The organism is Rhodococcus sp. 5G237 (assembly GCF_053764735.1).
The window spans coordinates 579,255-592,494 of record NZ_JBSNCD010000004.1; the positions used below are offsets into that span (position 1 = coordinate 579,255).

The following is a 13,240-nucleotide window of genomic DNA, read 5'->3' on the forward strand; positions in this document are numbered from 1 at the left end:
TCCTTTACGGGTTCGAGGGGACGGCCGGCGTCACACGCCGGCCACGCCGAGTTCGGCGGGCGGCGTGGCACCGGAAACAGCTGCCCCTGCCGCGTTACGGCCGGCGATGCGGCCCATGGTCAATGCGTTGGCGACGGCGTTGCCACCGCCCACATAGCGGAGGCCGAGGATGCCGGCGCCCGCTTCTCCGGCTGCGTACAGGCCGGGGACGACGTTCCCGATCGTGTCGAGAACTTCGGCGTTCTTGTTGATCTCGAGCCCCGCGTGCGTGCACACCAGTTCGGCGGGCAGCATACGCGCCGCGTAGAACGGCCCCTGTGCAATGGGGTCGGGGTTCGAGGTAGAGCCCTTGTTCGCCAGGGTGCGGTGCCGCAGGAAATCCTCGTCGACGCCGTGGGGCAACTGAGTATTCCAGCGCTCGACCGTGGTGGTCAGAGCGTCGGCGGGCACACCCATGAGTTCGGCGAGTTCGGCGAGGGTATCGGCGCGCAGAGTGCGCCCGGCCTCGGCCTCCTCGGCGATGCGGTCGGCCTCCCAGTCCGTGTAGCCGGCCGGCAGTCCGAGGCGCGCCCTCTCGTCGAAGACCGCCCAGACCGGACCATCCTGCCTGTCCATGAGGCCGCCGGACACCGCGTAGGAGGCGTCCTCGTCCATGAACCGGCGTCCGGTGCTGTTGACATACACTCGCGACTTCGGCGGGAAGCCCGCCTGCCAGTGGTGGTACCGCTGGAAGTAGGCGGTGGGCATGGTCAGCCCCCAGTCCCGTCCGGCGATGGACGATCCGACCTGCTCACCGAAGGCGAAGTGGTCTCCGCGGCTTCCCGGGCCCGCGACGACGAACAGCGAGTCACCGGCCGCGAGCGGATACGGGTAGTACTGCTCGAGCAGGTCGCGGCTCTGTGCGAACCCGCCCGAGGCGACGACCACTGCGCGCGCACGGACCTCGATGTCGTCTGCGACCACACCGACCACGCGGCCGTCCTCGACCATCAGTCGCTGCACCCGCGTGCCGAGGACCGCTTCGACACCGTGTGCGCGACGTGCACGGTCGAGGGTCTGGACGAGTCCGTAGCCCTGGTCCTTGGGCACGTGGCCGCGCCACACGTCCTCGACGCCCGCTTGGCACAGGCCCGGCATGTGTGCGTTGGACGACTCGCGTGCGGGGATGTCGACACCGAGCCCGATGAGCCATTCCAGGGTCGGCCCGGCGTTCTCGCAGAAGGCACGGACCAGGCCCGGATTGAGGGTCCAGTGGTTCAGATCCATGTAGTGCTGGAAGAACTTCTCGGCGGAGTCCTCGATACCGAGACCACGCTGCACACTGGTGCCTGCCGCGGTGAACAGTCCTGCGGAGAGCTGCGTCGATCCACCCAGTTCGGTTTCGGATTCGAACAACAGGACGCTCGCGCCGGATTCGGCAGCGGACACTGCGGCCGCGAGACCGGCACCGCCACCACCGATCACCACGACGTCGATGATGTCGTCGTTCATGAGAGTTGATCTCCCGTCTCCGCGATGATGCGGTGGTAGAGGCCGTTGGACGTCAGGCCGCCGTCGACGGTCACTTCGCTGCCGGTCATGTAGGTGGAACGATCCGAAAGCAGGAACAGCACTGCATCGGTGATCTCGTCGACGCTCGCCATGCGTGCGGTCGGAATGCTCGCGAGTGCGGACTCGACGAACGCGTCGGCGCCGCCGAGCAGTGCCGTACCGACCAGGCCCGGATGAACCGAGTTCACGCGGATCTTCCAGCGGGCGAGGCCGCCGGCGGCGGACTTCGACAGGCCCGTCAGTCCCCACTTGCTCGACGAGTAGGCCGGGGAGAAGTACCCGATCTGCCCGGCGATCGACGAGATGTTGACGATAGAACCGCCGCCGCTGTCGCGCATGAGCGGAGCAACCGCTTTGATGCCGTAGAACGGCCCGAACAGGTTGATCCGCATGGTCTTCTCCCAGACGTCGTCCGGGGTGTCCATGAACTCGAGGCGTCGCGAGATTCCGGCGTTGTTGATCAATCCGCCGAGTTCTCCTCGCTGGGAGCGGATCTCGTCGACGACCCTCTCCCATGCCGCAGCGTCGGACACGTCGAGCGTGTGCGCCGACGCGGAACCACCGGCTGCCTCGATCTGTTCGACGACCTCGGACGGGTCGTGGATATCCGCAAGGCACACGTGCGTTCCCCGCGCAGCGAGCGCGCGGGCATGATTGGCGCCCATCCCGCCGGCAGCGCCCGTGACGAGCACGACCGCCGGGTACGACACGGATTCGGCGACACCGTCAGACATGACGCGATCCACCGTCGACTGCGATCGAATGTCCGGTGACGTAGCGGGCGCTGTCGGAGAGCAGGAACAGCAACGGTCCGAAGACCTCTTCGGGGGCACCGAGCCGGTGCAGCGGGACGACGTCGAGCGCGTGCTTCAGTGCGGCCGGGTCCTCCTGGACCCACCGGGTCATCTCGGTGTCGATGTAACCCGGAGCGATCGAGTTGACACGGATGCCCTTGTCGCCGAACTCGACTGCCAGCGATTCGGTCAGATGGGCGACGGCGGCCTTGGAGGCGCAATACGCACCGCGGCCCTTGCGCACGCGCAGCGCCGAGACCGACGACATGTTCACGATCGCGCTACCGGGCTCCATGTGCCGCGCCGCGGCCTGCGAACCGAAGAGCACGCCTTCGACGTTGACGTCCAGGGTCGCCGCGATCTGTTCCTTCGAGATCTCCTCGGCGAGGGCGAACGGGAAGATGCCGGCGTTGTTGATCCAGAAGTCGATGCGACCGAACTCCTGCAGCGCGACCTGAGCGAGCGCCTCGTGCTCTGCCGGATCGGTCACGTCGACACGTGCGCCGATCACCGTGCCGGGCGTCTCGACGAGGGCTTCGACGGCGAGATCGGTGTTGATCTGCTCCGCGGTCTCCTTCATCTGCACGTCGTTGATGTCGCCGCCGACCACATGCACGCCGCGCGTGGCCAGACCGCGCGCGAACTGGGCACCCATGCCGCGAGCCGCGCCGGTGACGACGGCAACCTTGCCGGCCATCTCCGGGTAGAGGGCGACGATCTGGGTGGTGACGGTACGGCCCGGGTTCTGGGCGTCAACGGTCATGGGTGATTCCTCCGAGAATGTGGAACGAATAGGAAAGAGATGCGACGGTCAGCTGTCGTCGCGGGAGACGACGCGGCGGGCTATACGCCATTCGCCGCCGGTGCGCACGACGCGGTCGTCGAGGGTGGTGAACCGGACGAGCTTGGATTCGCCGCCACGAACGGTGGCCACGATCTGCAGATAGGCCCGCACACGGAGGGTGTCGTCGTCGACGCGGTAGGTGGCCAGATTCGTGACGACGTGCCGGTGCACTTCTCCTGCAGCCTGCGCGCCGGCGTGGAAACGCTCGGCGAAGGCCGCAAGGTCGTCGGTTCCTGCCACGGGGGCGGGGTAGCTCGGCGAGCAGAACTCGCCGTCGGCGGTGAACGTCTCGGCCCACTCGCGCGCAGAGCCCTCGTCGATGAGGTGGCTCTGCCGCCCGTAGAGCTGGTGGATGTGAGCGAGAACCGCCGCGTCCACGTAGTCGGTCCGTGTCATGTCGTACGAAAACCATCCGTCGTGTGTGCGATAATCGCACTCAGTGTGCGATTAACGGAAATGCTAGGTGTTACAGTTCACAGACGTCAAGGGAGGTAATGGGGGTCATGACACAAATGCGGGATGTACCTGCACAAACGGGGGATCTGGATCTGCCGCGGATCGAGCCGGATGCCGGCATGTCCAAGACGCTCCACAACGGTCTGGAGATCCTGGAACTGCTCGCGCGGAACCCTCACGGCCTGTCGGTCAGCGAGATCGCCGAGAGCCTCGACGTACACCGCACGGTCGCCCACCGACTCGTCCGGACACTCGAGGCGCACCGACTGTGCCGCCGCGACGACCACAAGCGCATCTCGCTGGGCACCGGCCTGGTGACACTGGCCGAATCCGTCGAGCAGGATCTACGAACTCTGGCCCGCCCGATCCTCGAGGACCTCGCCGACAGCGTCGAGGCCACCGCCCACCTCGTCGTCCGCGAGTCCGACACCATGGTGCGCGCGATCATGGTGATCGAACCCCGGCGCTCCGATGTCCACATCGCCTTCCGTCCGGGCCAGGTCCATCCGCTGGATCGAGGCTCGGCCGGTCTGGCGATCCTCGGATCCATGCCGCCACGCCCCGACGAACGCCCGGAAGTGACCCGGGCGCGGCAGACGGGCTATGCGGTCTCCGCCGGCGAGGTCGTATCCACCACCATCGGAATCTCGGCAGCGGTGCCGACCCGTCCCGGGGGTACCCAGGCGGCGATAGGCGTCTCGGTCTTCGATGCCGCCGATGAAGCCCGACTCGCGGCGGCCGTGGTCTCTGCGGCGGAGGCTCTCGGCGACTTGCTCCGGTGATCGATGGCGGGTGACGACCTCGGAGTGCCGGATCACGCCGGCCCGCTCCGCGTGTACTCGAGCACTCGAGCCCTCCGACAGCACACACCTGTGTGCACAATCGACAGGTGAGTTCAAACCGGTCGACTACCGATCCGCACCACGGCACCCTGCGCAGCCCCCGCTTCTGGCTCGCGCCCTTCGCTGTCGTCGCGGCGGTGATGAGTGCCCTGGCGTACTTCTATCTCGGCGCACTCCTCGATCCGAGCGAGAACCTGAGACAGTTCCCGATGGCCATCGTCAATCAGGACGTCGGCGATGTGCTGCCCGGATCGGACGAGCGACAGAACTTCGGCGACCAGATCACCGAGGGCATCCTCGACGGCATCGATCCCGAGGAGATCGATCTGCAACGGATGGGGATCTCGGCCGCCAACCAGGGACTCGACGACGGCAGCCTGTACGGCGCGATCGTCATCCCCAGCGACTTCACCAAACGCATCTCGATCCTCGCGCAGGCCTCGGTGGTTCCCGGCGACATCGAGAAACCGATCATCACCCTGTACACGAACCCCCGGACGGGCGCGTTCGCGACGGGCATCGTCACGACGATCGGCGACCGCGCGCTGACCCAGGTGAACGACACGGTCGGTCAGCAGCTCACCGAAACCGTCACCGCGACGCTCGCCGAGTCGGCACCCGACCTGCAACTGTCCGGCGCCTCCAGCCTCGTCCTGGCCCAACCGATCGATGCACTCACCGTCGAGCACAAGCCGCTGCCCGACGGGACGGGCGCGGGTCTGTCCGCCTTCTTCTACACCCTGCTGCTGATCCTGGCCGGCTTCACAGGCGCCACGATCATCAACGCGGTCGTCGACAGTGCCCTCGGTTTCGTGCCCACCGAATACGGCCCCCTCTATATCGCGAGGGAGACCACCCGGATGTCACGCATGCAGGTGCTGGCACTCAAGTGGGGCATCACGGTGGTCATGTCGTTGATCGTCTCGGCGTTGTACCTGTGGATTTCCACCGCACTCGGCATGCCGGCACCGCGCGCGTTGCTGCTCTGGGAGTACGGGGCACTCGCGATCTCCGCGGTGGGCATCACGTCCCTCGCGGTGATGTCGATCTTCGGTGCAGCGGGTCTACTGGTGAACCTGATCGTGTTCATCGTGCTCGGCCTGCCGTCGTCCGGCGGCACCATCCCGATCGAGGCCACCCCGCGGATGTTCGAATGGTTGTCGACCTTCGAGCCCATGCACCAGATCTACCTCGCGGTGCGGTCCATCCTCTACTTCGACGGACGACCCGACGCCGGGCTCGGTCACGGCGTGACGATGACGATCGTCGGACTCGTGTTCGGTCTCGTCGTCGGCGCCCTGGTGACGTGGATCTACGACCGCGTCGGTTTCCATCGGGCCGCGGACGCACCCGTGCGTCTGCCGTGGCGACCGTCGCGACAGCACGATCGGGGTTCGACGGTCGCGGCCGACACGGTTCGCTCGGACGACAGCGTGGACGCCGGTGAGGACGATCGTGAGGATACGGACGGATCCTCCGGCAGCTCCGAGCATTCGGGCGAAAGCGACTGGCCCGCGAACGAAATGGGGGACCCCGCCGCGCGTCGGGGGTAGCGGCGGAGTCCCTCCCTCACCACGGTAGTGGCGGTCCTCGCGCGGGTCGCTCTCGATACGGGTGATTTCAAGGGTGAATCGAGGGGTTACCGCGCGTCGGAGTCTGCCGCCGTGATGGAGCACACTGTATGGGTGCGCACGGTCGTCGTTCCTCATCCTGCGGACGGCCGGGGCCGTCGCGGTGCAAGCATCGTCGAGGTCGACGCATCCGGTGCGCCGCTGGGTCCGGTACGGGAGTACCCCGAATTCCCGGATGCAGTCGCAACGATCGAAGCCGAATCGCGACCGCGTTGGGTGTGGACCTCGACGGCAACGGTCTATCCCGAGTTGCTCCGCGCCGGGGTCCGAGTGCAGCGATGCCACGACCTCGCCACCACCGGTGCCATCCTCGCCGTGCGCGAGGGCTTGACCCCGCCCACTGCAGAGGAGCCGGTCGACGAGCGGCCCGGTCTCTTCGATGCGACACCCGAGATCGACGTCGAGGCGGTGGTCGAGCAGTTCGCCGAGCAGCGGCGCCGCATCTCCGGCGACGCCCGCCTCGAGCTGCTCACCGCCGCTGAATCGGCCGGCACGCTCGCAGCGGCCGAGATGGGTTTCGACGGGTTGCCGTTCTCGGCGCAGGCGCATCGTCGCCTCCTCGAGGACACCCTCGGGCCGCGCCCGACCGGCTACGACCTGCCGAGCCGCATCGCCGAGGTGGTCGAGGAGGTCAGCGCCGCCTTCGGCCGCACCGTGAATCCCGCCTCGCACAGCGAGGTGCTCGAGGCGTTCCGCCGCGAGGGCATCACCGTCGAGTCGACCCGCAAGCACGTGCTGCAGCGGATCGACCATCCCGCGGTGCCATTGTTGTTGCGGCACCGTGAGCTGTCGAAGTTGTACAGCACGAACGGTTGGCACTGGCTCGACACCTGGGTCCGTGATGACCGGTTCCGCCCGGTCTACGTTCCCGGCGCCGTCGTGTCGGGCCGGTGGGCGAGTCGCGGCGGTGGCGCCCTGCAGATCCCCAAAGCGCTGCGATCGAGCGTGATCGCCGATCCGGGCCGGTCGTTCGTCGTCGCCGACGCGGGTCAGCTCGAACCGCGCATCCTGGCGGCGATGTCGGGCGATCGGCGCATGGTCGCGGCTGCCGGTTCGGACGATCTCTACGCCCCGGTCGCTGCGGCGTCCTTCGGCGGCGACCGCGCGAAGGCGAAGGTCGCGGTGCTCGGCGTGCTCTACGGGGCTACATCGGGCGACGCGCGCGCCCTGTTGACGGTGCTGCGTCGCAGCTTCCCGACCGCCGTCGACTTCGTCGAACGTGCCGCCCGTGCGGGTGAACGTGGCGAGGTGGTGCATTCGTGGTTGGGCCGTGCGTGCCCACCCGCTCCGGAGGGATTCCATTCGCACGGTGATGCGCATGCACGCGGGCGGTTCACGCGGAACTTCGTCGTGCAGGCAACCGCGGCCGAGTGGGCGCTGTGCGTGCTTGCGGAACTGCGACGGCGGCTGACCACCGATCCCGACCCGACGGCCGGCGATCTCGTGTTCTTCCAGCACGACGAGGTGGTGGTGCACACCGGCAATCCGGAACTCGCGTCGTCGCACATCACCGCCTCCGTCGAGGTGGCGACGCGCCTGATGTTCGGCGACACGCAGGTTCGTTTCCCGATGGACACCGCCGTTCGCAACGTCTACGCCGAGGATGCGGGCGGTGAGTAGGTGGCGTGTGTCCACAGATGCATGACGGCGTACGCCCGCCACGGCCGCCATCGTTCGGCGCGCTCGGCGGCTTCGCGTGCGCTCTCCACCTGCAGGGCTCGTCGGAGAACGAGGTCGCCGGACGGATACGCATCGCGGTCGCCGAGTCGTAGAGCGAGATAGTCGACGGTCCACGGACCGATCCCGGGGAGCGCGAGAAGATCTGCCGCGAACGAGGGTTGCTCCGGCACCACCCCGTCGGCCGCGGCCCGGGCCAGTTCGGAGACGGTGCGGGCACGTGACTGCGTCGTGCCGATGACGGCACGCAGGTCGCTCTGCTCGACCGTCGCGAGTCGGTGCGGCCCAGGGAAGCACCGCAGCCCACCGGGTGCGTCGTCGCCGAAGGCCGCAACGAGACGTCCTGAGAATGTGCATGCCGCAGCGACACTCACCTGCTGCCCGAGCACCGTGGACACGGCGGTGGCGAACCAGTCGGTGGTACCGACCACGCGCAGACCGGGATGGGTCTGCACGAGAGGTCCGAGCACGGGATCGGACTCGAATGCCGCATCGACGACGGACGGGTCGACGCCGAGATCGAGCCACTGGCGGATCGTCTCGCCGACCTCCTCGACATCCGCACGACCTGCGGTCTCGACGTGAACCTCGAGATGCCGCACATCCGCGCGTTTCCCGTCGTCGGGTGTCGCCGGGTCGTCGAAGCGGACGGCGACGTGCGCGGCTCCGCCGTTCGGGCGGATCGCGCGGCGGTGGGTGCCGGTGGCCTTGTCGTGGTGTTCGTAGCCGGGGACGGTGTGGCTTCGCAGCGACGCGAGCATCGGACCCACCGCAACGGGTTCGGCCACCGGGAACCTGAAGGTGGTGATCACGCGACCGACTCGAGTTGCAGCAGTGCCCTCTTCGCCTCGACTCCCCCGACGTACTGCCCCATGCTGCCGTCGCTGCGTACCACCCGATGGCACGGCACCACCACGGGCAGCGGGTTCTTCGCGCACGCCGTTCCGACCGCCCGTACCGCCCGCGGGCTCCCGGCCGCGGCGGCGATCTCCGCGTAGCTCGCCGTGCGCCCGTATTCGATCTCGGGCAGTCGCGTGATCACCTCACGACGGAATCCGTCGGCGAGACGCAGATCGAGCGGAACGTCGAAATGTGTCCTCGTACCGGCGAAGTACTCGTCGAGCTGCCGGACCACCGGGTCGAGCCGACCCGGCGCGTCGAGAACGCGCGGGCTGATCCGGCGGGAGAGTTCGTCGAGCACGGCGTCGGATCCGCCGGCGACGTAGGCGACCCGCACGAGCCCGACGGTGGTGGTGGCCAGCAGGAGCGGACCGACGGGAGTGTCGACGACGCGGAACGCGACATCGAGCAACCCGGCCGCCTCGGCGTCGAGTACGAGCTTCTCCCGCAACCACGCGAGATCGGCCGATCCGACCGAGGGTTGTGGAAAGTTCATGAGCGACATCCTGTTCCGTGTTCGATCCGACGACGCAACGCCGCCCGACCGTCGGCCGCCGCGCGACGTGCCGCGGCCGGGCTGTTGCCGAGGATCGTGCCGATCTCCGCGTAGGGCAGGCCTCCGACGTAGTGGTAGACCAGCGCCGCACGCTGCGTGAAGGGAAGTTCGGCGACCGCGCTCCACAGTTCGTCGTCGCCCTCACCGGGGTTTCCCGTGGCCGACGCGGGTTCGGGAAGGTTCTCGGTGGGCACCGGCGTCCGCCCGCGCACGCGGTGGATGTCGACGGCCTTGCGGTGCGCGATGGTGACGAGCCACGCTTCGATGTTGCTGCCCGGTGGCAGTTCAGGGTAGGCGCGCAACGCCGCGAGGAAGGTCTCGGACCAGGCGTCGTCGGCGTCGACGGCTCCGAGCAGTGCGCGACAGACCCGGAGGACCGTCGCGCCGTGACGGGTGACCACCTCGTCGAAAGGAGGCAGGCTCGCCCGCGGTAGGTGATCAGGCAGGGACATGGGTATCGCCGGCGACACCGGGCTCGGCGGAACTCAGCACCCGCGCCTCCTGGTCGAGCAGGAAGCGTTTGCGCTCGAGACCACCGGCGTAACCGGTGAGCTTGCCGCTGCTACCGATGACGCGATGGCACGGGACGATGATGCAGAGCGGGTTACGGGCATTGGCCGCAGCGACCGCCCGTACCGCGGTGGGCCGGCCGAGAGCGAGTGCGATCTCCGAGTAGGTGCGCGTGGTGCCGTACTCGATCGTCGTCAGCGCCTGCCACACCTCGCGTTGGAACGGGGTTCCGACGGGAGCGATGGGGACGGTGAACCGGGTGCGGCGACCCGCGAAGTATTCGCCGAACTGGGTGATCACTTCGTCGAACCCCTCGGTGACCTGCTCGCCGAAACCGGCGCGGTCGGGCGTGGGGTGATGCTCGGCCATGTACACGCCGCTCAGGACGCCGTCGGTGTTCACCAACGTCAGCTCGCCGATCGGTGTGTCGATGACGGTGTGGGTGCGCAATGCGGTCACGGCCTCGATCCTTCCATCCGGTGTGTGCTCTGTACCGGGTAGACGAACGGGACGCCGAAAATGTGAGGTCCGTGATCACGACGATCGGACGTACTGCACTATGACGACATGATCTCGCTGCCTGTGCCCGCGCTCGGACTCTCGGTCGCCGGTTCCATCGTCGACGTCACCCGGACCGTGCTCGGACGCACCCGCGAGACCGCCGAGTTCGCGCTGTCGCTCCCGGCGCGGGTGGAAGGACTGCTCGGCGAGGCCGAATCGCTCATCGGCTCGGTCGAATCGCTGATCCGCCGCATCGACAGTGTGGTCACCGACGCCACCGACATCGTCGAGGGAGCGTCGGTGGCCGTCGCGCAAGCGACCCAGGTGATCGCCTCGACCATCGGTGTGGTGGAGGAAGCCGCCGATGCGGTCACGCGCGCCACGGAGATCATCGACTCGACGGGCGGGGTCGTGCGCGATGCGACGGTGGTCGCGGCAGACGCGCGGATCGTCGTCGAATCCGCAGGCCGCAGCTCCGACGCCGCCGGGGAACTGCTCGAGACCTACAAGCCCCTCGCCGAACGAGCCGCTCCCCTGGCCACCCAGTTCGTCGAGGAGTTCTCACCCGAGGAACTGCGCGCCGCGATCAGGCTCATCGACCGACTCCCCGAGATCACCGAGCGGGTCGACGCCGTGCTGCCCATCATGGCGACGCTCGACACCGTCTCCCCCGAGATCCACGAACTGCTCCTCGTCGCGAAGGACGTCCGACAGGCGATCGTCGGTGTGCCCGGCTTCAACTTCCTGCGCCGACGCGGGGAGGAGAAAGAGATCAACGGTGATGACTGACCGCACTGCGGTCGGGACGACTGACCGCACCGCGGTCGCGACGACTGACCGCACCGCGGTCGCGACGACCGACCGCACCGCGGCAGGCCCTACCGGTGGGCCGTCGAGAGGAACTGATGCGTCGCCGCATCGACGATCTCGTCGGGCGAGATGGCGATCTCGTCGTTCAACCACGCGGTGACCAGTTCGGCCAGACCCCCGACGAACAACAGTCCGTTGATCTCGCCCCGCTCGGGCGGCCACGCCCGGTCGCTGTACATGCGGGTCGCTTCGTCGGCGACCATCTGGGCGAAACTCCGTAGCGACGCTCGCCTGTGGGTGCGCAAGGGTTCGAAGCCGGCGGACTCGATGAGCGAGACCCGGCCCTTGCGCGGGTCGTCGGTGAGAATCGCGACGAACGACGCGATGGCGTTCCGCACGAGTTGTTCCAGCGTCCCGGTGCCGGTCCGGAGAGTATCGAGTACGGCCTCGCGCACCTCGTCGGCGATCTTGTCGAGGACCTGCTGCAGCAGATCGTCCCTGCTGGTGAAACTCTCGTAGAAGTACCGCTCCGTCAGCTTGGCGTGTGCGCAGATGGCGGTCATGGTGGCGCCGCTCTTCCCCGAGGCCGCGAACAGTTCCAGACCTGCTTCGAGCAGGGCTTCGCGCCGCAGCGCGACACGCTGTTCGCCGCTCAGACCGGCGTAGCGGCGGGGCGCGGGGGAAGTCATGGGACCGATCTTGACAGACCGGATCGATGTGACGCAGACTACACCCCAATCTGACAGTGACTCCTGTCAGATGTCCGCAGAACTGGAGGTTCGTCGTGACCCGGATCCTGGCGGCTCCCCCCGCCCACTCCCATCTGCGCCCCGTCCCGGGACGATCGGGAATACCCGGCATCGGGCACGTCCTCGAATACATCCGCGATCCCCTCGCGATGATGCAGAAGCACTGGGACCGCTACGGCGAAGTCTCCTGCTTCTCGGCGGCCGGTCGACGCTGGATCTCGGTCCTCGGACCCGACGCCTGCCAGGAGGTGCTGCAGAACAAGGACCGGGCCTTCGCCAACGGCGACGGCTGGTCGGCCCTGATCGGGCCGTTCTTCCACGGCGGCCTCATGCTCCTCGACTCGGAGGAACATCTCCGGCACCGCCGCATCATGCAGCAGGCGTTCACCCGATCACGCCTCGAGAAGACCGTCGACGCCATGAATCCGTCGATCGCCGAGAAACTCGACAAGTGGGTTCCCACCGACGGATTCCGCGCCTACACGGCACTGAAGACACTCACCCTCGATCTCGCCACCGACATCTTCATGGGCGGCGCCGAGGACTCCACACCGGCCGAGATCGAAGCGGTGAAGAAGGCGTTCATCGACTGCGTGCAGGCGGCGACCTCGATCGTCCGGTATCCCGTCCCCGGCACCAGATGGAAGCGCGGACTCGACGGACGCCGGGTTCTCGAGGACTTCTTCCGGCACTATCTACCGGCACGACGCTCGCGCGAGACGGATGACCTCTTCTCCGTGTTGTGCCACATCGAATCCGAAGCGGGACAACGGTTCAGCGACGACGAGATCGTCGATCACATGATCTTCCTGCTGATGGCCGCGCACGACACGTCGACCATCACGATCTCCACGATGATGCAGTATCTCGGGCAACACCCGCAGTGGCAGGACCGATGCCGGGCCGAGTCGCTCGCGCTGGGCACCGCCGCGCCGAGCCACGCAGATCTCGACGCGCTCGGCAGCCTCGATCTGGTGATGAAGGAATGCCTCCGGCTGGTCTCCCCGGTCCCGGTCCTGGCGCGACGGGCCGTCCGCGACACCGAGGTCCGGGGACACTTCGTGCCGGCCGGCACGTATGCCTCCGTGGCCCCGCACTTCACGCACCATATGCCGGAATACTGGCCGGAACCCGAACGTTTCGATCCCGAACGCTTCGCGGAGCATCGACGCGAGGACAAGGTGCACCGCTACGCGTGGGAGCCGTTCGGCGGGGGCGTGCACAAATGCCTCGGCATGCACTTCGCCGGGGTCGAGGTCAAAGCGATCGTCCACCAGCTGCTTCTGCGCTTCGAGTGGCACGTCGACCCCGGCTACGTCGCCCCGCTCGACTTCACGTCGTTGCCGTTCCCGTCCGACGGGCAGCCGGTCGACCTGCGATTGCGGTCGACCGACTCCGAGCGTCAGGCCGTGTAGAGCG

At 67.7% G+C, this 13,240-nt stretch carries 14 protein-coding genes; 5 read left to right on the plus strand and 9 right to left on the minus strand.

All coding sequences use genetic code 11. The features are described from left to right. Window positions 1–30: 30 nt before the first annotated feature. Genes ACWPOC_RS12145 through ACWPOC_RS12160 form a run of 4 tightly spaced genes read right to left on the minus strand, consistent with a single transcriptional unit; the run spans window position 31 to window position 3,585 of the window. Window positions 31–1,491 carry an FAD-dependent oxidoreductase gene (locus ACWPOC_RS12145; RefSeq protein ID WP_120280637.1) on the minus strand — a complete coding sequence of 487 codons (1,461 nt, stop codon included), beginning with the start codon at window positions 1,489–1,491 and terminating at the stop codon, window positions 31–33. Next, window positions 1,488–2,285 (minus strand): SDR family NAD(P)-dependent oxidoreductase, encoded by a 798-nt coding sequence (locus ACWPOC_RS12150; protein ID WP_120283742.1) that lies wholly within the window; start codon window positions 2,283–2,285, stop codon window positions 1,488–1,490. Before ACWPOC_RS12150 ends, ACWPOC_RS12145 begins: the two co-directional genes overlap by 4 nt. Continuing rightward, window positions 2,278–3,108 (minus strand): SDR family oxidoreductase, encoded by an 831-nt coding sequence (locus ACWPOC_RS12155; RefSeq protein ID WP_120280638.1) that lies wholly within the window; start codon window positions 3,106–3,108, stop codon window positions 2,278–2,280. Before ACWPOC_RS12155 ends, ACWPOC_RS12150 begins: the two co-directional genes overlap by 8 nt. A 48-nt stretch (window positions 3,109–3,156) precedes the next feature. Beyond that, window positions 3,157–3,585 carry a nuclear transport factor 2 family protein gene (locus tag ACWPOC_RS12160; protein WP_120280639.1) on the minus strand — a complete coding sequence of 143 codons (429 nt, stop codon included), beginning with the start codon at window positions 3,583–3,585 and terminating at the stop codon, window positions 3,157–3,159. Window positions 3,586–3,764: 179 nt separating this feature from the next. Between ACWPOC_RS12160 and ACWPOC_RS12165 the strand changes: the two genes are divergently transcribed. The 3 genes from ACWPOC_RS12165 (at window position 3,765) to ACWPOC_RS12175 (ending at window position 7,738) form a co-directional block, all read left to right on the plus strand. Further along, window positions 3,765–4,427 carry an IclR family transcriptional regulator gene (locus tag ACWPOC_RS12165; protein WP_183070593.1) on the plus strand — a complete coding sequence of 221 codons (663 nt, stop codon included), beginning with the start codon at window positions 3,765–3,767 and terminating at the stop codon, window positions 4,425–4,427. A gap of 107 nt (window positions 4,428–4,534) precedes the next feature. Then, complete coding sequence (locus tag ACWPOC_RS12170; protein WP_120280640.1) at window positions 4,535–6,040, plus strand: DUF3533 domain-containing protein; 1,506 nt, start codon at window positions 4,535–4,537, stop codon at window positions 6,038–6,040. 132 nt (window positions 6,041–6,172) lie between these two features. Beyond that, window positions 6,173–7,738, plus strand: coding sequence for a bifunctional 3'-5' exonuclease/DNA polymerase (locus ACWPOC_RS12175; protein ID WP_183070772.1), 1,566 nt, complete (start codon window positions 6,173–6,175; stop codon window positions 7,736–7,738). Here ACWPOC_RS12175 and ACWPOC_RS12180 read toward each other — a convergent pair. The 4 genes from ACWPOC_RS12180 to ACWPOC_RS12195 are packed head-to-tail and all read right to left on the minus strand — an operon-like array spanning window position 7,711 to window position 10,220. Further along, entirely contained in the window at window positions 7,711–8,607 is an 897-nt protein-coding gene (locus tag ACWPOC_RS12180) for a DNA-3-methyladenine glycosylase family protein (protein ID WP_455408707.1), read from the minus strand. The two genes, ACWPOC_RS12175 and ACWPOC_RS12180, sit on opposite strands and share 28 nt — an antisense overlap. Continuing rightward, complete coding sequence (locus tag ACWPOC_RS12185; RefSeq protein WP_120280643.1) at window positions 8,604–9,200, minus strand: methylated-DNA--[protein]-cysteine S-methyltransferase; 597 nt, start codon at window positions 9,198–9,200, stop codon at window positions 8,604–8,606. The genes ACWPOC_RS12180 and ACWPOC_RS12185 overlap by 4 nt, the downstream gene beginning before the upstream one ends. Continuing rightward, a complete protein-coding gene (locus ACWPOC_RS12190) occupies window positions 9,188–9,703 on the minus strand; it encodes an RNA polymerase sigma factor (RefSeq protein ID WP_174246974.1) in 516 nt (171 codons plus the stop codon). Before ACWPOC_RS12190 ends, ACWPOC_RS12185 begins: the two co-directional genes overlap by 13 nt. Further along, complete coding sequence (locus ACWPOC_RS12195) at window positions 9,690–10,220, minus strand: methylated-DNA--[protein]-cysteine S-methyltransferase (protein ID WP_349535982.1); 531 nt, start codon at window positions 10,218–10,220, stop codon at window positions 9,690–9,692. The genes ACWPOC_RS12190 and ACWPOC_RS12195 overlap by 14 nt, the downstream gene beginning before the upstream one ends. Before the next feature lie 108 nt (window positions 10,221–10,328). On the opposite strand from ACWPOC_RS12195, the gene ACWPOC_RS12200 reads away from it, so the two are divergent. Continuing rightward, window positions 10,329–11,051, plus strand: a complete 723-nt coding sequence (locus ACWPOC_RS12200) for a ribulose 1,5-bisphosphate carboxylase large subunit (protein WP_120280646.1) — start codon at window positions 10,329–10,331, stop codon at window positions 11,049–11,051. An 89-nt stretch (window positions 11,052–11,140) separates the two neighbouring features. Here ACWPOC_RS12200 and ACWPOC_RS12205 read toward each other — a convergent pair whose 3' ends face one another. Further along, entirely contained in the window at window positions 11,141–11,761 is a 621-nt protein-coding gene (locus ACWPOC_RS12205) for a TetR/AcrR family transcriptional regulator (RefSeq protein ID WP_455408708.1), read from the minus strand. 95 nt (window positions 11,762–11,856) lie between these two features. Here ACWPOC_RS12205 and ACWPOC_RS12210 point away from each other — a divergent pair, with 95 nt between their 5' ends. Then, window positions 11,857–13,236: a cytochrome P450 gene (locus tag ACWPOC_RS12210; protein WP_455408709.1), complete on the plus strand. Its 1,380-nt coding sequence runs from the start codon at window positions 11,857–11,859 to the stop codon at window positions 13,234–13,236. Window positions 13,237–13,240 lie beyond the last annotated feature (4 nt).

Coding starts and splice junctions, on each gene's coding strand:
- ACWPOC_RS12165 (WP_183070593.1), top strand. CDS start 3,765: ATGTCCAAGACGCTCCACAACGGTCTGGAGATCCTGGAACTGCTCGCG.
- ACWPOC_RS12145 (WP_120280637.1), bottom strand. CDS start 1,491: ATGAACGACGACATCATCGACGTCGTGGTGATCGGTGGTGGCGGTGCC.
- ACWPOC_RS12190 (WP_174246974.1), bottom strand. CDS start 9,703: ATGTCCCTGCCTGATCACCTACCGCGGGCGAGCCTGCCTCCTTTCGAC.
- ACWPOC_RS12205 (WP_455408708.1), bottom strand. CDS start 11,761: ATGACTTCCCCCGCGCCCCGCCGCTACGCCGGTCTGAGCGGCGAACAG.
- ACWPOC_RS12200 (WP_120280646.1), top strand. CDS start 10,329: ATGATCTCGCTGCCTGTGCCCGCGCTCGGACTCTCGGTCGCCGGTTCC.
- ACWPOC_RS12150 (WP_120283742.1), bottom strand. CDS start 2,285: ATGTCTGACGGTGTCGCCGAATCCGTGTCGTACCCGGCGGTCGTGCTC.
- ACWPOC_RS12155 (WP_120280638.1), bottom strand. CDS start 3,108: ATGACCGTTGACGCCCAGAACCCGGGCCGTACCGTCACCACCCAGATC.
- ACWPOC_RS12160 (WP_120280639.1), bottom strand. CDS start 3,585: ATGACACGGACCGACTACGTGGACGCGGCGGTTCTCGCTCACATCCAC.
- ACWPOC_RS12185 (WP_120280643.1), bottom strand. CDS start 9,200: ATGTCGCTCATGAACTTTCCACAACCCTCGGTCGGATCGGCCGATCTC.